Source organism: Undibacterium sp. TJN25, from assembly GCF_049339885.1.
GTDB lineage: Bacteria > Pseudomonadota > Gammaproteobacteria > Burkholderiales > Burkholderiaceae_D > Undibacterium.
Genome location: NZ_JBMPPM010000001.1, coordinates 76,056 through 95,000, shown reverse-complemented (window position 1 = coordinate 95,000; position 18,945 = coordinate 76,056). Strand labels below are relative to the sequence as shown.

15 protein-coding genes and 1 pseudogene are annotated in these 18,945 nt (G+C 57.0%); 10 read left to right on the top strand and 6 right to left on the bottom strand.

Annotated elements, in window-relative coordinates; translation table 11 throughout:
* Positions 1-96 precede the first annotated feature (96 nt).
* Positions 97-1,194 carry a cell division protein ZapE gene (gene zapE / locus ACO0LO_RS00385; RefSeq protein ID WP_422962216.1) on the top strand — a complete coding sequence of 366 codons (1,098 nt, stop codon included), beginning with the start codon at positions 97-99 and terminating at the stop codon, positions 1,192-1,194.
* 12 nt (positions 1,195-1,206) lie between these two features.
* Positions 1,207-1,671, top strand: coding sequence for a hypothetical protein (locus ACO0LO_RS00380; protein ID WP_422962215.1), 465 nt, complete (start codon positions 1,207-1,209; stop codon positions 1,669-1,671).
* A gap of 95 nt (positions 1,672-1,766) precedes the next feature.
* Here ACO0LO_RS00380 and ACO0LO_RS00375 read toward each other — a convergent pair whose 3' ends face one another.
* Complete coding sequence (locus ACO0LO_RS00375; protein ID WP_422962214.1) at positions 1,767-2,963, bottom strand: pyridoxal phosphate-dependent aminotransferase; 1,197 nt, start codon at positions 2,961-2,963, stop codon at positions 1,767-1,769.
* A gap of 82 nt (positions 2,964-3,045) precedes the next feature.
* Positions 3,046-3,705 (bottom strand): uracil phosphoribosyltransferase, encoded by a 660-nt coding sequence (gene upp / locus ACO0LO_RS00370; RefSeq protein ID WP_422962213.1) that lies wholly within the window; start codon positions 3,703-3,705, stop codon positions 3,046-3,048.
* Between the two features lie 580 nt (positions 3,706-4,285).
* Between upp and ACO0LO_RS00365 the strand changes: the two genes are divergently transcribed.
* From ACO0LO_RS00365 to ACO0LO_RS00355, 3 genes are all read left to right on the top strand, one after another.
* Positions 4,286-4,663, top strand: coding sequence for a response regulator (locus ACO0LO_RS00365; protein WP_422962212.1), 378 nt, complete (start codon positions 4,286-4,288; stop codon positions 4,661-4,663).
* A 74-nt stretch (positions 4,664-4,737) separates the two neighbouring features.
* Positions 4,738-5,811, top strand: coding sequence for a response regulator (locus tag ACO0LO_RS00360; protein ID WP_422962211.1), 1,074 nt, complete (start codon positions 4,738-4,740; stop codon positions 5,809-5,811).
* A gap of 210 nt (positions 5,812-6,021) precedes the next feature.
* Positions 6,022-11,265, top strand: coding sequence for a hypothetical protein (locus tag ACO0LO_RS00355; protein WP_422962210.1), 5,244 nt, complete (start codon positions 6,022-6,024; stop codon positions 11,263-11,265).
* Positions 11,266-11,419: 154 nt separating this feature from the next.
* On the opposite strand, the gene ACO0LO_RS00350 is transcribed toward ACO0LO_RS00355, so the two are convergent.
* Positions 11,420-12,766 carry an ATP-binding protein gene (locus ACO0LO_RS00350; protein WP_422962209.1) on the bottom strand — a complete coding sequence of 449 codons (1,347 nt, stop codon included), beginning with the start codon at positions 12,764-12,766 and terminating at the stop codon, positions 11,420-11,422.
* A 33-nt stretch (positions 12,767-12,799) separates the two neighbouring features.
* Positions 12,800-13,564 (bottom strand): two-component system response regulator OmpR, encoded by a 765-nt coding sequence (gene ompR, locus ACO0LO_RS00345; protein WP_422962208.1) that lies wholly within the window; start codon positions 13,562-13,564, stop codon positions 12,800-12,802.
* A 254-nt stretch (positions 13,565-13,818) separates the two neighbouring features.
* Here ompR and ACO0LO_RS00340 point away from each other — a divergent pair, with 254 nt between their 5' ends.
* Positions 13,819-14,178 carry a hypothetical protein gene (locus tag ACO0LO_RS00340; RefSeq protein WP_422962207.1) on the top strand — a complete coding sequence of 120 codons (360 nt, stop codon included), beginning with the start codon at positions 13,819-13,821 and terminating at the stop codon, positions 14,176-14,178.
* Between the two features lie 105 nt (positions 14,179-14,283).
* On the opposite strand, the gene smpB is transcribed toward ACO0LO_RS00340, so the two are convergent.
* Positions 14,284-14,733: an SsrA-binding protein SmpB gene (smpB, locus tag ACO0LO_RS00335; protein ID WP_422962206.1), complete on the bottom strand. Its 450-nt coding sequence runs from the start codon at positions 14,731-14,733 to the stop codon at positions 14,284-14,286.
* Positions 14,734-14,864: 131 nt separating this feature from the next.
* Between smpB and ACO0LO_RS00330 the strand changes: the two genes are divergently transcribed.
* On the top strand, positions 14,865-15,296 hold the full coding sequence (locus ACO0LO_RS00330) for a type II toxin-antitoxin system RatA family toxin (protein WP_422962205.1): 432 nt from the start codon (positions 14,865-14,867) through the stop codon (positions 15,294-15,296).
* Positions 15,289-15,595: pseudogene (locus ACO0LO_RS00325) on the top strand (RnfH family protein); the annotation flags it as partial. The gene ACO0LO_RS00330 and the pseudogene ACO0LO_RS00325, both read left to right, overlap by 8 nt.
* 25 nt (positions 15,596-15,620) lie before the next feature.
* Here ACO0LO_RS00325 and ACO0LO_RS00320 read toward each other — a convergent pair.
* A complete protein-coding gene (locus ACO0LO_RS00320; RefSeq protein ID WP_422962204.1) occupies positions 15,621-16,121 on the bottom strand; it encodes a DUF4124 domain-containing protein in 501 nt (166 codons plus the stop codon).
* Positions 16,122-16,267: 146 nt separating this feature from the next.
* Between ACO0LO_RS00320 and guaB the strand changes: the two genes are divergently transcribed.
* Positions 16,268-17,728, top strand: a complete 1,461-nt coding sequence (guaB, locus tag ACO0LO_RS00315) for an IMP dehydrogenase (RefSeq protein ID WP_422962203.1) — start codon at positions 16,268-16,270, stop codon at positions 17,726-17,728.
* A gap of 164 nt (positions 17,729-17,892) precedes the next feature.
* Entirely contained in the window at positions 17,893-18,942 is a 1,050-nt protein-coding gene (locus ACO0LO_RS00310; protein WP_422962202.1) for a GGDEF domain-containing protein, read from the top strand.
* The last annotated feature ends 3 nt before the right edge of the window (positions 18,943-18,945 follow it).

The following is an 18,945-nucleotide window of genomic DNA, read 5'->3' as shown; positions in this document are numbered from 1 at the left end:
TTTATTGCTGTAGAGATTGTTGCTGCAACAAGTTCTGCGCATGAATTCACATACCAAGCCCGCTTGATTTTATGGTAGGCGCCGACCCTATCCATCATGAATGTCCTGGAATTTTATCAAGAAGCCCTGACCCAGCGCGGCTTTCAAGCCGATGCAGCACAGCAGCGCGCAGTGGACCGCTTGCAACAAGCTTACGATGAATGGGTGGAGTACAAATCCAAACGCTCCAACCGGTTGACCAGGCTGATCACGCGCCCCGAGGTGCCGCGCGGTGTCTACATGTGGGGTGGAGTAGGGCGCGGTAAATCCTTCCTGATGGACAGCTTCTACTCCGTGGTGCCGGTCGTGCGCAAGACCCGCCTGCATTTCCACGAATTCATGCGCGGCGTGCATCGCCAGCTGGACGAGCTGAAAGGCGTCGCCGATCCGCTGGACGAAGTCGCCAGGCGCATCGCCAAGAAATACCGGCTGATTTGTTTTGACGAATTCCATGTGTCGGACGTTGCGGATGCGATGCTGCTGTACAACTTGCTGAAAGCCTTGTTCGACAATGGCGTCTCTTTTGTGATGACGTCCAACTACCAGCCCGATACGCTGTACCCGGAAGGATTGCACCGCGACCGTATGCTGCCGACCATTGCATTGCTCAAGGAGCGCCTGGACGTGCTGAATGTGGATTCCGGCAATGACTATCGCAAGCGCGCGATGGAGCAGGTACAGGCTTACCTGACGCCGTTGGGGGCGGATACCGACAAGGCCCTGCGTTCCGCCTTCAGCCGCATCGCCGAAACTGCCGATGAAGATCCCCGTGTCAATATAGAGGGCCGCGACCTGCGCGCCTTGCGCAAAGCGGGTAGCGCGATCTGGTTCGATTTTGCCACTTTGTGCGGCGGTCCGCGTTCGCAAAACGACTACCTGGAAATTGCCAGCCGTTTCCATACCGTGATACTGTCGTCGGTGCCGCTGATGTCTGCCGCGATGTCGTCCGAAGCGCGGCGCTTTACCTGGCTGATCGACGTGTTTTACGATAACAAGGTCAAGTTGATCATGTCGGCTGAAGTTGCGCCGGAAGAGCTGTATACTCAGGGCATGCTGTCCAATGAGTTCCACCGGACGGTCTCGCGCATCATAGAAATGCAATCAAAAGAATATATGGACGCGGATCAGCGCAATATTGCCGATTCGATCGCCTGAACCCGAGAAAACATGAAAATTTTACCGATTCTTCCCGCTGCCCGCATTTTCCGTACTTTTCAAGCCCCTCAGTTGTCGGCTTGCGTGCTGGCCGGCCTGTTGCTGGCAGGTTGTTCCTCAATGGGCAAGAAAGAGCCTCCAGCCAGCGATGCCGTGGGCAAGCAACTGGGAGCGGAAATTGCCGCGCTGGATGCAAGGTATGCTGCCGGCAGCATACAGTCGATGGATACGGCGGAAGCGGCATTGGTGCAGGTTACTGCCGACGAAGTGAGCTTGCAGTCGTGGTACGCGCAGGCGCAGCAAGCCTGTTACGACGTTTTCTTTGTCAATTCCTGCCTGGCCGAAGCCAATACGCACAGACGCGAATACCGCGCGGTGTTGCAAAGGATACGCATAGAGGCGAACAAGTATCAGCGCAAACTGCATATAGATGAGCTGGACAATAACCTCAAGTCGCGCCAGGAACAGCGCCCGTAGCGGCCTGCAACATCACAAAAAAAAGCAGGGATTACCCTGCTTTTTTTTATGCCTTATCCTGGCAGCTTTGCCGCTGACGGCTGGCAATGCCTTGCCTAGATCTGCTGCAAACGGGCAATCGCCTTTTGCAGTGTCGCATCCTGCTTGGCAAAGCAAAAACGCACGATACCCGACTCTTTGGGCTGGTTATAGAATGCCGATACAGGGATCGCTGCCACGCCGACTTCTGCCGTCAGCCATTGCGCAAATTCCAGTTCAGGCAGATCTGAAATCGCCGTATAGTCCACGCATTGGAAATACGTGCCGCCTGCAGGCAGCAGCCTGAAGCGTGAATTTTTCAGGCCGTCCCGGAACAGGTCGCGCTTGCGCTGATAAAACGCCGGCAGGTCCAGATAGGGCGCCGGGTTCGCCAGGTAGTGCGCCAGACCGTACTGCATGGGGGTGTTGACGGTGAAAACGTTGAACTGGTGCACTTTGCGAAATTCCGCCATCAGCGCGGCAGGCGCGGCGACGTAGCCGACCTTCCACCCCGTCACGTGATAGGTCTTGCCAAAGCTGGAGATGATAAACGAGCGCTGCGCCAGTTCGGGATGTCGCGACAGCGATTCATGACGCTGGCCGTCGTATACCATGTGCTCGTACACTTCGTCGGAGGCGATCAGCACGCCGGTGTTGCGCACGATGTCCGCCAGTGCCTGCACGTCGGCGGCGCTGAGTACGAAGCCGGTGGGGTTGTGCGGCGAATTCAGCATGATCAGCCTGGTTTTCCCCGTGATCGCCGCGGCGACCTTACCCCAGGGGATGCTGTAGCCGTGCTGGTCCAGTTCCATGGAAACGAATACCGGGATACCGCCGGCCAGCCTGATGGATGGCACGTAGCTGTCGTAGACCGGCTCGATGACAATCACTTCATCGCCTGCGTGCACGCAGGCCAGCAGAATGGTCATGATGCCCTGAGTCGCTCCCGCAGTAACGGTGATCTCGGTCGCGGCATCGTACCGGTAGCCGTAAATGGCAGCTATCTTGGCGGCGATGTTCTCGCGCAGCACGGGCACACCCGGCATTGGAGGATACTGGTTCTGGTCGGCCGCCATTGCGGCGGATACCGCCTCTTTCAGTGCCGGGTCGCAGGCGAAATCCGGGAAGCCCTGGCCCAGGTTGACAGCGTTTTTTTCAACGGCAAGCGCCGACATGATGGAAAAAATCGTCGTACCCACCTCAGGCAGTTTGGAACGGAGGGTAGGTGCCGGAGAGGCTGCAACAGGGGCAGGCGTAGTGCTGGTGGAGTTCATGTCTGGATCAATCGCAAGAGTTCCCGGCGCACAGGGCCGGGAACCATACCGTTAGAGAAAGCTATCAGGAAAATATCAACAATTATTTAGTGCCGAACAGGCGGTCGCCCGCGTCGCCGAGGCCCGGAATGATGTAGCCGTGTTCATTGAGGCACTGGTCCACCGATGCTGTCACGATAGGCACGTCGGGGTGCGCTGCCTGCATCACCTTGATGCCTTCAGGCGCTGCCAGCAGGCAGACGAACTTCATCGTAACGGCGCCGCGTTCCTTCAACTTGGCGACGGCGGCAGCGGCAGAGTTGCCGGTAGCAAGCATGGGGTCGACCACGATCACCAGGCGCTCCGCGATGTCGTCCGGCACTTTAAAGTAATACTCGACAGGCTCCAGTGTTTCCGGATCACGGTACAGGCCTATGTGGCCTACGCGGGCTGCCGGCAGCAGGTCCAGCATGCCATCCAGGATGCCGTTGCCGGCCCGTAGCACGGAGATCACGCACAGCTTCTTGCCGCTGATGGTCGGGGCTTCTATGGTTGCCATCGGCGTTTCTATCGTGACTGATTCCAGCGGCAGATCGCGTGTGACTTCATAGGCCAGCATCTGGCTGATTTCGCGCAGAAGGCGGCGGAAATTGTCGGTAGTAGTGTCTTTGCTGCGCATGAGGCTCAGCTTGTGTTGCATCAGGGGGTGCCTGATTTCCGTCACGTGATCTGACAAGGTGTTTCTCCGTAAATGGGTAAGCAATACTGTGCTGCAGAGTAGCGGTGGCGCCGGGGCTTGTGGCCTGGCGCGATGAGAAGGTACAGCAGACCTCAATTTTACGCTGGCGCAGGCGATTACGGAAATGCTTTTAACTGTCTTTATTATATGCAGCAGGCAGGCACGTCAATTTTTTTTCACCAAAACCAGTCCGCTCGTCAATAAAACGGCATATACAGTACATTGTTAAATTTTCTTGCTTTGCAGTCAAAAAGATTGACAGATTTGCACTTTGGCGACTAATCTGGATTGACGGATGATTGCTTCTGTGGTCATCCCCGATGGCCATCCCGCACGATTAAATGCAAACGAAGCGCGCCAATGCAGCAAATGTTAATATAGCTATAATAGTGGCTGCTGGGAAATGTCTCGACAATGTTTGGGTATTGGCAGCATGGGCTGTAATACTGCTGCAGGTAGACCCTGTCTATGTCCCCGGGCTGCCGCCGGGAGAAAACTTTGACAAAGGACGATACGCCTTATATTGCAGATGAACAGATGAAATCCGCAAACAGCATCAAACCCAGTTGGCCGCCGTTGCCGCTGCAGCCTCGGAGAAAGAGTGATGATGAAAGTGCTTGTCGTTGAAGACAATGAAGCAAATATGAAGCTGGCGGTCATCGTGCTGGAAAGCGGCGGCTACCAGGTTGTACAGGCGGTGGACGGCGCCCAGGGCATAGAGCAGGCCAGGCACGAACTGCCAGACCTGATCCTGATGGACATCCAGCTGCCCGGCACAGACGGTCTGACGGCAACCCGTATCCTGAAGGCGGATGCGGCCACCAAACATATTCCCATCATCGCGCTGACTGCCTATGCGATGAAAGGCGATGACGAAAGAATGTTTGCCGCCGGCTGCGACGGCTATATCACCAAACCCATCCATTATCCGGAGCTGCTGGCGCAAGTTGCGCGGCACCTGGGAAGGGACTCCAGTATCTGAAATCCGGCGCCTTTAAAGGCGTAATGCAAACACCCTGGAAAGAAAAGATGTAAACAAGAGAAGAATGGAGAGTAATGATGGCCGATACAGAATCTCGCATACTCATTGTTGACGACGATATCCATAACCTGAAATATCTGGAGGCGGTGCTGAGCACCGGCGGCTACCTCACCAAAACCGCATCAGACGGCGAGCAGGCGCTGGAAACGGTGGGCAGCTTCAAGCCCGACCTGATCCTGCTGGACCTGATCATGCCAGGCATAGACGGATTCGAAGTGGCGCGCCGGCTGAAGCTGGACTCCGCTACCAAAAATATCCCCATCATCATGATCACGTCGCTGGACGACAGGGATTCCAAAATCCGCGCACTGGAAGTCGGCGCCGAGGAATTCCTGACCAAGCCGGTGGACCGTGCCGAGCTCTGGGTCCGGGTCAGGAATTTATTGCGTCTGCGCGAATACACCAATTTCCTGGCCAACCATACGCAGATACTGGAAGGGCAGATCAAGCAGCGCACCGCGCAGTTGACGTCCAGCTATCGCGAAACCATCCAGACGATGAACCGCGCCGCCGCCTACCGCGATGAGGAAACCGGCGCCCATGTCAAGCGCATCAGCTACTATTGCGTGGAACTGGCGGAAACCATGGGCATGAGTGCCGATTTCTGCGAGAGGATCTTCTATGCCAGCCCCATGCATGACGTCGGCAAGATAGGTATTCCCGATGCGATACTGCAAAAGCCGGGAAGTTTCCAGGCGGACGAATGGGAAATCATGAAATCCCATTCGGCGCTGGGCGCCAAGATGCTGGAAAGCGGAGAATCTCCCTATCTGAGCATGGGGCGCGAGATCGCCATGTGGCACCATGAGCGTTGGGACGGTAGCGGCTATCCGCACGGTCTGGCCGGTGAAAACATTCCGCTGGCTGCCCGTATCATGCAGATTGCAGACGTCTACGACGCCCTGCGTTCCAAGCGGCCCTACAAGACCGCCTATACGCAAACCAGGGCGCTGGAAATCATCCTGAACGGTGATGGCCGCGTCATGCCGGGGCATTTCGACCCGCAGGTGCTGGATGCCTTCCGCATCAGCTCGCGCCGCCTGCTGGAGATCTACGATACGGAATTCGAGCATTTCGGCCATGTCTGAAGCTTAATCCCCTATCCGGCCCGCGCCTGCGTAATAAAGGCGGATAAGCGGGAAATAGGCGGCTTTTCCCATTCTGCTTCATCAATTGTTTGTCTTCGCGTGCTGTGATAATCCATGGTAGCAAGCTCCGCTATAGGAGCGACACTCAATTGGAGGCACCGAATGGACGCAAAGGCATTATCAAATAAACTATCTATGGGCAACTTTTCCATGGATACGCATGCCGATTTACGCGACGATTTCCACGCGTCGGAAGCTCCTTTTGAGTCTAATTCACGAATAGATGTCAAAGGCATACGCGAGGCGATTGCCCGCGTCGAAGCCGAAGCACGTGCCACCGTCGCTGCGGAAAACCGCGTCCTGGCAGAAGCCCGAGCCCGTTCCCTGGCGGAAGACCGCGCCCAGGTCGATGCGGAAGCCGCAGCGCTGGCCCAGCAAAAAGCCCAGCTGGACGAGGAAATGATTTCCAGCAACCGCGCACGCGTGGAAGCAGAGCGCCTGTCGCGCGAAGCCAGCCAGGCCAGGATTACCGCTGCCAACGAAGAAACGCATGAACTGCAGGAGCGCATCAAGATGGATGCGCTGGCCAAACAGCAGGCCGAGGAACGCACCAAATCGGAAAAAGAAGCCAATAAACGCGCCGCCGAGCAAATGGAATCCGACGCCGCCCTTGGCGCCAAGGCCAAGGTGGCGGCAGAAGGCCTTGCCAGGGAAACCCTGAATGCGCGCAACTGGGCAACCGCGCGCTTTGCCGCGTCCGATGCGGCAAAACAAGAGGCGGAAGAAAGGGCACGCGCCGACCTGCGCATCGCAGAATTGGCCAAGGAGCGTGAAAAACGTGACCGTGAAGCCCGTGAAACAGCCGAAATGCTGTTGAAAGTACGCACCGAAGCGCTGCAAATGAGCCGCGAACGAGACGAAGCAGATGCAATGGCGCTGGAATTCGCCATCAACCGGGCACCGATCGAAGTGCGTGCCCGCGAAGATGCGCTGGCCAGGGTCGCCATGGAGCAGGAACATGAAGCCATGGCGCAGGCCCGTGTTGAATCGGAAAGGCGCGCCGGCGAAGCGATACAGATGCGTCTGCAGGCAGAGACAGAATTGCGCAATGCCGCCGTCAAGCGCGAGCAGGCCGAGCTGATCGCCGCCGCCACGGCACAGGCCCGCCGCGACGCTGAGGAAAAAATCCGTATCGTTACCGAATCCAGGATAGTCGCCGAACGCGAATTGCAGTCCACCACGATGTACAGGGTGGAAGCAGAGCAGCAGGCCGATGAGGTGGCGCGCGGCAGGCTGATCACGGAAGTGGCTGCGGCTGAACAGGCGCAACGCCGCGGCATGCTGGAAAATCACGCGGCCCAGGCCGCAGACGAGCGCATGCAGGAAGAGCACAGGGCAGCAATGCTGGCGCAGGAACGTGCCGAGCGGGAACTTGAATCGCTGGAACTGGCGCGTGAAAAAGCGGATTCGGAACAGCAGGCCCTGGCTGCTTCCGCGTTGCATGTGGAACTGCTGAAAAAAACCAGCGCCGCAGCTGGCCAGGCGGCGGAAATGGCGCGCGAGCTTGCGCATGCCGAACAGCTGCGCATCGAAGCAGAGCAAAAAGTCGTGCAGGCTATTCAGGAAAAACTGCAGGCAGAACAGAAAAAAACAGAAGACGCGGCAGAAGCGGCAAGGCTGGAGCAAGAAAGGGTGGCGCTGCTGAAAGAACAGCAGGAAGTGGATGCGCAAATCCGGCAGGCGCATGAAATGGAATACTCGGCTGAAAAAGCCATTTTGGAAAAAAACCTGGAACAGGCAGAACTGCAAAAGCAGATCGCTGCCGCCGCCGCTAAAAAGAATGAGCAAGCCGCCGAACTGCTGCGCCTGGAACAGCAACGAGCGGAGGATGAACGTTCCGCCGCTGAGTTGATGCAGGAAAAGCTGGACGTGGAGCGCAAGCGCGCCGGTGCAGTGCAGCAAGTGATCCATGCTACGCAGGAAAAGCTGGAATCGGAACAGGCTGCTCAGCTGGAAGCGGAAGCACGCTTGCACGCCGAGCAGCAAGCGCAAGCGCTGGCGAAAGCCAGGGAATTGCACGATAAAGAAGCCAGAATGGCGCTGGAAGCCACGGCGACGGCAGAGCGCCACGCACTGGAGCAGGCGCAAGTGCAGGCCGAAACCCATAAGAAGGCCGCCAGGCTGGCGCTGGTGAAAGCCCGCCAGGCGATAGAACTCGGCAAGGTAGAGCAGGTCAGGCTGCAGGCAGAGCATGAAGCAGTGGTGGCTGCGCAGCAAAAGCTGGAAGTGGAACGCGCCGCGGCGGAAGAAGTGATCGCACGCGCCGTGATCGACCGCGAGCATAGCGTAGTATTGCGCGAGCGCCAGCAGCAGGAGGCGTTGGCCAGGGAATCCCGTCAAAGCATGTTGCAGGCCGAGCAGTTGCGCCTGGAAAAAATGACTGAACACGCGGACTTGCAGCGTGAAACGTCCGCTGTGGCGCAGGCCAGGGCAGCGGAAGCTGTGGAGCTGGGTAAAACACTGCGCCAACGTGCTGAGTCCGAAAAGCGGGCACTGGCGCTGGTGCAGCAAAAACTGGCGGCTGAACAGCAACTGATCACTGAACTGCAGGAAAAAGCCCGGCTGGAACAGGAACAGCTGGGCGTCTGCGAAGCCAAGCTGCGCTCCGAACAGGAGCTGCTGGCTGCGATCGCTGCGCGCACCGGCGCTGAAAAAAAACTGCTGGAACAAAATCAGGAAAAAACCCGCTCCGAGCAGGAGCTGGCAGTAACCATACGCGCCAAGGCAGGTCTGGCTGAGCAGCTTGCCGGAACGGAGAGGGCCAATGCGCTGGAACAGCAGCGCAACCTTGCGTTGGTAGAGGAAAAACTGCATGCTGAAAAAGAACGCGCGCTGTTCTTGCAGCAGGAAGCGCGCGCCAATGCAGAGCGCTTGCAGGCTGAACAAGCTGCAGCGGCGCAGGCGCAGGCCCGCGCACACGCCGAGCAGGAGCAGGCTGAACTGGCAGTTGCGCGTGCAGCGGCAGAGCAGCACGCCAGCGACGCCGCCCAGGCAAAGTTGGAGCAAGAGCAGGTTTTGCAGGCCAATATCAAGACGTTTGCCGATAGCCAGCACAAAGCCAGGGAATTGCTGGTCGCCAAGCTGCATAAGGTGGCGGAACTCGAAAAAGCGGCGCAGGAACGTGCCGCAGCAGATGCAGAAGTCATCAGCGTTGCCGGCCAAAAACTGGCTACGGAGCAGCGTGCCCGCCAGGACGCCGCCGCGAGTCTGAAAGCCGAACAGCTGTTGAAAGAATATGCGGATGCCAGGGAGGGTGTAGAACGGCAGACGCGCGTTGCCAGTGAGGCCAACCTGCGCGCCGAGCAGGCGCTGTACCAGGAAATGGCGACACACGCCGACGCGCAAACGCTGGTTGCTGCATTGACCGCGCAACGCCTGCAGGAAGAGCAATCTGCTGCAGTACTGCAGCAGCAAAGGGTACAAGCTCAACAGGCCGCTTTGGAATTACTGGCGCAAAAGCAGGCCGCTGAGACGCAAGCCCTGCTGGAAGCCCAGGCAAGGGCGGCAGCGGAGCAAGAACAACTGGTGCTGGCGCAAGCGAAGGCGAATGCCGACGCTGAAGCAAAAGCAGCGGCGGAAGAATTGAATCGGGCCGAACGGGAATGGCTGGCATCGTCTGCTGAAGAAGCGCAGATGAAACAACAGGCGGCACAGGCACTGAAGGATAAAAATCGCCTGCTGGTTGACTCCGCAGTAGCGGAAAAAGCACGGGCCGAGGCCGATCAGCAACTGGCCGCAGAATTGCAGGCCAGGCTGGAAGCTGATCAGCGCGAATGCCAGGCGGCTGAACAGCATGCTGCATTGGAGCGCGGTATCGCCGAAACCTCAAAAGCCAGGGCCGACCTGGAAGAGCAGGCAGTTGCCAGCATGGCCGGCAAGCATGCCGCGGAGCAGCAGCTTTTTGCAAAGTCGGCGGAGCATGCGCGGGCGCAAAGGCTTGCCAACGATACCGTGCACGCCAAACTGCGTGAGGCCGAAGTGCTGGCGCACGCCGAGAATGAGCGCGCTGCGTTGGAATTGCAGGCCTTGAGTCTGGTCCAGAATAAATTGGTAGCTGAAGAACTGGCGACGGCTGAGGCGACAAGCCGTCTGCAAGCCGAGCAGGAATTGCTGGCTGTCTCTGAAGCCAGAGCCAACGCCGAGCGTGAAGCGAACCAGTATGTGCAGGCCAGGCTGGCCAGCGAACGGGAAGCTGCGGACTTGGCTGAGCAGCAAGCCGGCACCGCAAAGCAGGCGGCAGAACTGGCGGAATTGCATGCGAATGAATTGCTGTCGTTACAGCGCGCAGAACTGCAGCGTGCCGATCTGGAACAGCGGAATTTGCTGGCCGCGCAAGAATTGACGCGTCTTGAACAGGATACGATTGCACTGGATAAAGCCGCATTGGCAACGATAGAGCAAAAAATCGAAGCAGAAAAAATGATTTTTGCCGAATCCGAACGGCGTGCCCAGCTGGAGCAGGAATTGGAGCGCCAAAGCGAACTGCGCGTCCAGCAGGAACTCGCCGCCCGCCATGCTGCGCAGGAAAGACTGGAGCTGGAACAAGAACTGAATGCGGCGGAAATAAAATACATCAAGGAGCAACGGCAGGCCGCAACGCTGCTCGCCGCGGAACTGGAACAGCAGGAGCAGCAGCAACAGCAAATGCAGCAGCTGGAAGCAGAACGCGCCGACGCGCAGCGCCGGTTCGCAGAAACACTGCAACAGCAACAGGCAATGGAAAGTAGCCTGCGGGAAGAGGTCGCCTTGCAGAATTCGCTGGAAGAGCAAAAGAATGTTTTGCTGCAGCAGCGCCTGGCATTGGAAGAGCAAGCCACTGCAGCATTGCAAGCCGGCGTCGATGTAGAGCAGGCTGCAATGAATGCACAGCAGGAAGCCATGCAGGCAGCGCAACTAGCGCAATTGGCAGCACAGCAAGCAGCTGCACAGGCAACCGACCTGGAACAGCGCCAGCAACAACTTCGTTTGCAGCATCAGCAGCAGGCAGAATCTGCCCAGCGCCAGCTGCAGCAAGAGACTGAGCAGGCTGAGGCAATCGCCAATGACCTGTTGGCGCGCTTCACGCAAAAAACCGAGCAAAGCGTGGTATGGCGCCATCGTGCAGAGGCGATATTGTCAGAAGCGCCGGTAGCCGTCGCCTTGCCGGCCAAAAACGGCAAGAGCAAGCTGCGCACTTCGGTCTTCAGCGGTATTGCAGTCGCCGCCGGCGTTGCCGGCATAGTGGGATGGAGCACGTTGGATTTGTCCCACGCAGCGGTGGTCAGTACAAAAGGCGCGGCGTCGGCGATTACCGTGGCCGGCGCGACACCGCTGGCCCTGGCCGGTGGCAACAAGCTGCGCATGTCCTACCAGCTGGCCGCTGTTCAGCAGACGGCCGGCGAGAACGTCAAATAATGAGGGTTGGAAATTACGATCAGAAAATGTGGTGAGAAAATAAGAGCAAAAAATAAAACAGGATAAAAGGCAGGGGAGATGAAGGCGGGGGCGGGCAGGCTAGTACAGCTGCCCGCCTTTTGTCGTACGGGGCCCGCATTGCAAAGCCACTGAACTAGGGAAAGGCGATCAGTACCGTAAATCCGCCGTTGGCGTGGTTGGAAATCCTCAGCTTGCCGTGGTGGCGCTTGACGATCCGCTCCACGATTGCCAGCCCCAGGCCGGAACCGTTGGCCTGGCTGCGCGCCGCATCTACCCTCGTAAATGGTCTCAGCAGGCGCGGCAAGTCTGCTTCCGGCACGCCCTGTCCATGGTCCCTGAAGCTGATCATGATGCCTTGCTTCTTTTCCTTGTTCTTGTAGCTGGTGCGGATGTCTACATGCGTGAATGCTGTATTGAGCGTCTTGCCGTAGCGCCTGGCGTTTTCTATGATGTTGGTAAACAGCCGGTGCAGTTCGACGGTATTGCCCTTGATTTCCATGTTCGGGTGGATTGCCGCGCGTATCACGATATCACTCTGGCGGGAATATTCCTCGACGATCTGTTCCAGCATGTCGCTCAGGCTGACGAAGTCGAAATTGAGTTCTTCCGACGGCTTCGCATATACCAGGAACTGGCCTATGATCGCATCCATCTGGCCCAAGTCGGATTGCATGCCGATGCGGGCCTCATCGGTCAGCGAGGCCATTTCCACTTCCAGCTGCATGCGCGCCAGCGGCGTGCGCAAGTCATGAGAAATACCGGCCAGGATTACCGCGCGGTCTGATTCTATGCGTACCAGGTCTTCCACCATCTGGTTGAAGCTGATATTGGTTTCCTTGATTTCGTTCGGCCCCGATTCCGGTAAGGCTTTGGGCTGCTTGCCCTTGGCCAGCATGCGCGCGGCGCCGCTGAGCCGCGCCAGGGGCTCGTTGATCAGCTTGGAAATAAAGGCGGCGCCCAGCAGCGTCAGGAACAGCGTGATGGCGGCCCAGCCCAGCAGTTGCAGGCCGGTGGTCGGCTCCAGCCGCCCCTCGTCGAGCTTGAGCCAGTACTGGTCGCCATCGATCTCAAAGCTGATCCAGAAGCCGGCGACGTTGTTCATTTTCTTGGCGAAGCGGGTATCCTCGCCCAGTCGTTCCCTGACGAGGCCCTGCAGTTCGCGATACATCGGTGTTTCTTCCGGAGGATCTATCTTGTCCGTATTTTCCAGCAGATAGATGCGTATGCCTTCATTGCTGGCCAGGTCGATCAGCAATTCGGTGCGTTTGTCCGGGGCAGAGTGGGTCAGCGCTGCGCGGGTGATGGTCACCACGGAGACGATTTGCGCAGCGATCTGCTGCGCCCTCGGCGTGCGCTCCACCATGCGGAAACTTGCAAACCACGCCGCCATACTGCTCATGACGAGAAAAGTCAGCAGGAAGAAGGTGCGCCAGAAAAGTCCGCTCAGGAGCCAGTCGAAACTGTTTAGATAGGCGCGCATTCAATAAGCGGCATTTGTATTGCTCTCTCGATGTTACTGGCGGGACTGGCCGTCCGGAATGAACACATAACCCAGGCCCCATACCGTTTGGATATACAGGGGATTGGACGGGTCTGGTTCGATCAGCTTGCGCAGCCGTGATATCTGCACGTCCAGGCTGCGGTCGAATACTTCGTATTCGCGGCCGCGGGCCAACTCCATCAGCTTTTCACGCGACAGCGGCTGCCTTGCGTGACGGGCGAATACTTTCAATACCGAGAATTCGCCGGTAGTCAGTGCGATGTTCTCGCCATTCTTCTTTAAAGTGCGGGTCGCCAGGTCCAGCACGAAGTCGCCGAATTCAAAAGATTGCGGACCATCGGAAGGCGCGCCCGGCAGTTCGTCCGGTGTTTTGCGGCGCAGCACGGCATTGATCCTGGCCACCAACTCGCGCGGGCTGAAAGGCTTGGGCAGGTAATCGTCGGCGCCCATTTCCAGGCCGATAATGCGGTCCACTTCCTCGCCTTTGGCCGTCAGCATGATAATAGGGGTCTGGTCACCGGCGCCGCGCAGGCGGCGACAGATCGCCAGCCCGTCTTCGCCGGGCAACATCAGGTCCAGCACCAGCAGGTCATAACGCTCGCGTATCCACAGCTTGTTCATTGCCTGCGCGTTTTCCGCGCTTACTACATTGAAGCCTTGTTCGGTCAGGTAGCGCCTGAGCAGATCCCTCAGGCGGACATCATCGTCGACTACCAGTATCTTTGCTTTTGGACCGCTGCTTGCGGAGTTTTCAGGGTTGTTGTCTATAGTATTCATAGGGGTATGTTACTGTCAGAAACAAATTCGATCGTCATTTTTTGTTAATTCATTACAAACTGTTACACACTTTACCGAATTAGCCGGAGGAATGCGAACGGCAACGCATAAACTAGTTGCATGACTAATTTGAAGCCCAGCGTTGGATTTAAGCATAAAATTGCAGGTTTATGCTGGTCTCCTGCACCCGACTTAGCGCATAATTGCCGTAATGTCATATCAACTTTCTTGATAATCGAATGCTAGGAAGTCGCTTGTTTGCGAAAAATGGAATGGATATAAGACGCTTAAAATTTATTTTCCTGTTGCTGCTGCAAGCAGCAAGCGTCACCGCGTTTGCTGAACCTGGACGTTTTGGCAATTTTTTCTCGTTCGGAAAAAGCCAGGCGCCTGAGCAGAAAGAAGCGCAACTCCATCGCGCAGCCGACAAGAAAATGGAAAAAGAATCGATTGCCGAAGAGCATGCCGAGAATAAGCGCCTGCCTGCGGCCAGCCCATCTGCTGCCAATACCGAAACCAATCAAAAACGCAGCCGCATGACTCCCGACGAGCGCCGCGCCCTGCGTCGCCAGATCAACGAAGCCGGCCACGACATCTACGTTCCGGGCCGTTAATTCCGCGCTTTGTTATTTCTCTGTACCGTATAAGCCGTTTATATCTTCAGGCTGAGTCTTCCGGCTTCGCTGCCGCATCTGCAATGCGGCTTGCGGGCCAAGATACTACCTGCGGTGCTGCTTCATCACTTTTTGCTGTTCCCGCTGCCAATCTCGCTCTTTTTCCGTCTCGCGCTTATCGTGCTGCTTCTTGCCTTTGGCAAGGCCGATCTGGCATTTGATCATGCCTTTACTGAAATGCATGTCCAGTGGCACCAGCGTGTAGCCGGAACGCTCAACCTTGCCGATCAGCTTGCTTATCTCGGATGCGTTCAGCAGCAGCTTGCGCGTCCTGACTGAGTCCGGATGGATATGGGTGGATGCAGTGGGCAGGGCGCCGATATGGGCGCCGAACAGGAAGATCTCGCCATTGCGGACAATGACGTAGGCCTCTTTCAGCTGCGCGCGCCCGGCCCGTATGGACTTGACTTCCCATCCTTGTAATACAACCCCCGCTTCAAACTGTTCTTCGATGAAGTAGTCGTGGAAGGCTTTTTTATTGTCGGCAATGCTCATGCAATGTAATGAATATTTGTGTCCCCGCCTGAAAAATCCTGTTTAAGGACCGCTTTCGCGTTTTTTTAACAAGGAAACAGAGTGAGTCGGTTAAAATTTCGAATTGTGATTCTACCAAATGGTTCTTATTGATGGCAGTCGTACATAAAACAGTTTTCGTCGGATACAGCGCCCAGCAAATGTTTGCGCTGGTGGATGGGGTCGAGGATTACCCCAGTTTCCTGCCATGGTGCGGCGAAGTCAATGTCAAGGAAAGAACCGATGATACATTGATTGCAACGCTGTCCATCAATTATCACGGCATTAAACAGCGGTTTACCACGCAAAACAAGAATGTGCCGCCGCACGAGATGGAAATGACGCTGGTGGACGGGCCTTTCAAGCAACTCTACGGCCGGTGGAAATTTACCGAACTCAGGCCAGACGCCTGCAAGATCGAATTCGACCTGAACTACGAATTTTCCAGCAAATTGCTGGAACACCTGATAGGTCCGGTCTTCGGCAAGATCGCCAACAGCTTCGTCGATTCTTTTTGCACCCGTGCAGAAACTTTATATGGGTGATAGCGGTTTTATCAAGGTCCAGGTCTGTTATTCCACTGTCAGCGACGTGGCCTTGCTGGAGGTGAGGCTGGCGGCAGACGCCAGACTGTCGGACGCCGTTGCCCAAAGCGGCATACTGCTGCTGCACCCGGAAATCGATATGGATGCCAGCAAATTCGGCGTCTACGGCAAATTGAAGCCGGCAGATGCGCCGCTGCATGACGGCGACCGGGTGGAAATTTACCGGCCTTTGATTGCCGATCCCAAGGACTCGCGCCGCCGCCGTGCCCAAAAACAGAAGGACGGGCAGCCCTGAGGGCTACGCCGCCGGCACTGCTTCCATCACTAATTGCAGTCGGCTACCGCGCGCCTGGTTTCCGCGACCTCCTTGGCCCGCTGGTCATCGCTCAGGTAGCTTCTTTCGCCATTGCTGTCGGCCGTGGCGATGCGCGCGCCTGACTCCAGTGAGCGCTGGTAGGAGCGGGCGCGTTCGCAGTTTTTGCTCTTTTCACTGGCGACGCGTTTTTCCTCAGCAGCCTTCTGGTCCTTTGCCGCCTGCTCAGCCCTGCGCTTGTTGAAGTCCTCATTTCTGCTTGCGGTGGTGACGGGCCTGGCTGCCTGATCTGCATCGGCAGCAGGTGCTGCGCTGTCAGCAGGCGGGGCGTCCTGGCTGATTTTCCCCGGCGACTTCAGGATGCGGTTGTTCGGCACAGATTTCGGTGGAGGTATATCGGAAAACTGTTTTATGCCTTTTTCATCCAGCCATACATACTGCGCAAAAGCCGACGCGCACATGAAAAACGACATGAGTACAGAAAAAACGAGTCTTTTTTGATATTTTTGCATGGATATTATTCCGCAGCTTTGTCGGGTCTCTGTAGCACGGGGGCTGCAGAAATGGATTTGAAAGAAATTTTGCTAGAGTTTTACACGGTTAAAGACGTCTCGGCAAGTTTTCTGTATAATGCGGCTTTGCGCCTATAGGAAATGCTATGCGTTTACTTCAAAAAGCACTCACATTCGATGACGTGCTACTCGTTCCAGCTTACTCGAATATCCTCCCTAAAGATACTTCGCTTGTTACGAGTCTGACTCGTAATATCACCCTGAATATCCCTCTGGTTTCCGCTGCAATGGACACCGTGACCGAAGCCCGGCTTGCAATTGCCATGGCCCAGGAAGGTGGCATAGGGATTGTCCATAAAAACTTGACGCCGAAAGAACAGGCGCGCGAGGTAGCCAAGGTCAAGCGTTTTGAATCCGGCGTGCTGCGTGACCCGATCACGATTCCGCCGACGATGAGGATCCGCGATGTCATGGCCCTGTCGCAGCAATACGGCATCAGCGGCTTCCCGGTCGTGGAAGGCAAGACTGTGGTCGGTATCATCACCAACCGCGATTTGCGCTTTGAAGAAGAACTGGATGCCGAAGCGCGCGCCAAGATGACGCCGCGCGACAAGCTGGTGTATGTCAGCGAAGGTGCGGATTTGTCCGAAGCCAAACGCCTGATGAACAAGCACAGGCTGGAACGCGTACTGGTCGTCAACGACCTGTTTGAGCTGCGCGGCCTGATCACCGTAAAAGATATCCAGAAATCCACCGAGCATCCGTTTGCCTCCAAGGACGACCAGGGTAAATTGCGCGTGGGCGCGGCAGTCGGCGTAGGCGCCGACAATGACGAGCGTATCGACCTGCTGGCCAAGGCCGGTGTGGACGTTATCGTCGTTGATACCGCGCACGGCCATTCCAAAGGCGTGCTGGACCGTGTGCGCTGGGTCAAAACCAATTATCCGCATATCGAAGTCATCGGTGGCAATATCGCCACCGCGGCAGCTGCGCTGGCGCTGGTCGAGCATGGTGCGGATGCCGTCAAGGTTGGTATCGGCCCCGGTTCCATTTGCACCACGAGGATCGTGGCAGGCGTCGGCGTACCGCAGATTACGGCGATTGCCAACGTGGCCAATGCGCTCAAAGGCACAGGCGTTCCGTGTATCGCTGACGGCGGTGTACGTTTTTCCGGCGACGTTTCCAAGGCGCTGGCGGCAGGAGCCTCCACCGTGATGATGGGCAGCATGTTTGCCGGTACGGAAGAAGCGCCGGGCGAAGTGATCCTGTTCCAGGGCCGTAGCTACAAATCCTACCGCGGCATGGGGAGCCTGGGGGCGATGGCCGATGGCTCCGCCGACCGCTACTTCCAGGATGCCGCCAATAATGCGGACAAACTGGTGCCGGAAGGTATTGAAGGCCGCGTTCCTTACAAAGGCAGCGTGCTGGCGATCCTGTATCAGCTGGTAGGTGGCGTGCGCTCGTCGATGGGTTATTGCGGCTGTGCCACGATAGAAGATCTGCGCACCAAGGCGGAATTCGTCGAAATCACTTCCGCCGGCATGCGCGAATCGCATGTGCATGACGTGCAAATCACCAAGGAAGCGCCTAACTACCGCGCCGACTAAAAGCTCTGCATAAAAAGCAAGAGAAGGAAGAAGGAAATACCCGGTCCGGCCGGCGTTGCATGAAATTATGTAACGCCGGCCGGGATGCATCTTTGTGAGCATACTGCACTGGTTCGACCAATTCGATTAATCCGGTTTTGATAAAGATAAAGGTGTTGCACGGTATGTCCACTCAGCTAGATCGTTCAAACCCGGCTACCGTGCTGCAGGCCAATTCCGGCTTTGAGAACGTATTTGCCGAAAAATTCGAGAACAGGCTGAAGCGTTTTGAAAGGCTGGGGCTGAGGCTGTTTTCAGTGGCCAATTGCCTGGTGACCTTCGTCAACACGCCATCGCGGTTCGACAAGAGCGAACGGTCGATGGCCGCGCTGGAATCGATGTTCTGCGAAACCATGCCGGTGCCGGAAGATCTGGTTGTCGTTTCCGATACCAGGGAAGATGCCGAACTGGTCAACCACCGCCTGGTGGCAGGTGCGCCGTACATCCGTTTTTATGCGGCACAGCCTATCCTCGATCATGCCAAGACATTGATCGGCAGCGTCGCGCTGGTCGATTACCAGCCGCGCGAGTTCAGCGATGAAGACAGACACCTGCTGGCGGACCTGGCCGTGATGATAGAGCGCGAACTTGCGCTGAGCACGATGTACCATGCGCAGCTGGAGCTGATCAAGCAAAACCGCAGCCTGAAGCGTGATTCGCTGATCGACCCTATCCTGGGTACTTGGAACAAGGCTGCCATCGTGCGTTCGCTGCGTATAGAGATGGAGCGCTGCGCAAAAGCCGAAAAGCCGCTGTCGCTAATTTTTGCCGGCCTGGACCAGAGCGGCGCGATCCGGGATGTGCATGGCATTGCCGCTAGTGACGTGGTCATGGTCAAGATCGTCAGCCGCATCCGCTCCTGCATACGCCCGTTTGATGCGCTGGGCCGTTTCGGCAACGATATTTTCCTGATCGTGCTGCCGGGCGCGTCGCATCTGGTGGCGACTGCTGTCGCGGAGCGTATAAGGCTGGCCGTGCTGACCCACCCGGACACCATAGGCGATGAGCAAATCGCAATGACCGTCAGCGCCGGCATGATCTCGACCGACACCTTTCCCGACACCGATCCTGAAACCCTGATCAGCCTTGCCGAAAAAGCCCTGCTCTCTGCAAAGAGTGCAGGAAACAACCGTGTTGTGCAGGCTACGCCTGTGCAGCCTGACTTTACCATTTGATTT

Excerpts from the sequence above, each read along its gene's own strand:
- zapE (WP_422962216.1), top strand. The coding sequence starts at position 97 with ATGAATGTCCTGGAATTTTATCAAGAAGCCCTGACCCAGCGCGGCTTT.
- ACO0LO_RS00380 (WP_422962215.1), top strand. The coding sequence starts at position 1,207 with ATGAAAATTTTACCGATTCTTCCCGCTGCCCGCATTTTCCGTACTTTT.
- ACO0LO_RS00375 (WP_422962214.1), bottom strand. The coding sequence starts at position 2,963 with ATGAACTCCACCAGCACTACGCCTGCCCCTGTTGCAGCCTCTCCGGCA.
- ACO0LO_RS00365 (WP_422962212.1), top strand. The coding sequence starts at position 4,286 with ATGATGAAAGTGCTTGTCGTTGAAGACAATGAAGCAAATATGAAGCTG.
- ACO0LO_RS00360 (WP_422962211.1), top strand. The coding sequence starts at position 4,738 with ATGATGGCCGATACAGAATCTCGCATACTCATTGTTGACGACGATATC.
- ACO0LO_RS00355 (WP_422962210.1), top strand. The coding sequence starts at position 6,022 with ATGGATACGCATGCCGATTTACGCGACGATTTCCACGCGTCGGAAGCT.
- ACO0LO_RS00350 (WP_422962209.1), bottom strand. The coding sequence starts at position 12,766 with ATGCGCGCCTATCTAAACAGTTTCGACTGGCTCCTGAGCGGACTTTTC.
- ompR (WP_422962208.1), bottom strand. The coding sequence starts at position 13,564 with ATGAATACTATAGACAACAACCCTGAAAACTCCGCAAGCAGCGGTCCA.
- smpB (WP_422962206.1), bottom strand. The coding sequence starts at position 14,733 with ATGAGCATTGCCGACAATAAAAAAGCCTTCCACGACTACTTCATCGAA.
- ACO0LO_RS00330 (WP_422962205.1), top strand. The coding sequence starts at position 14,865 with ATGGCAGTCGTACATAAAACAGTTTTCGTCGGATACAGCGCCCAGCAA.
- ACO0LO_RS00320 (WP_422962204.1), bottom strand. The coding sequence starts at position 16,121 with ATGCAAAAATATCAAAAAAGACTCGTTTTTTCTGTACTCATGTCGTTT.
- guaB (WP_422962203.1), top strand. The coding sequence starts at position 16,268 with ATGCGTTTACTTCAAAAAGCACTCACATTCGATGACGTGCTACTCGTT.
- ACO0LO_RS00310 (WP_422962202.1), top strand. The coding sequence starts at position 17,893 with ATGTCCACTCAGCTAGATCGTTCAAACCCGGCTACCGTGCTGCAGGCC.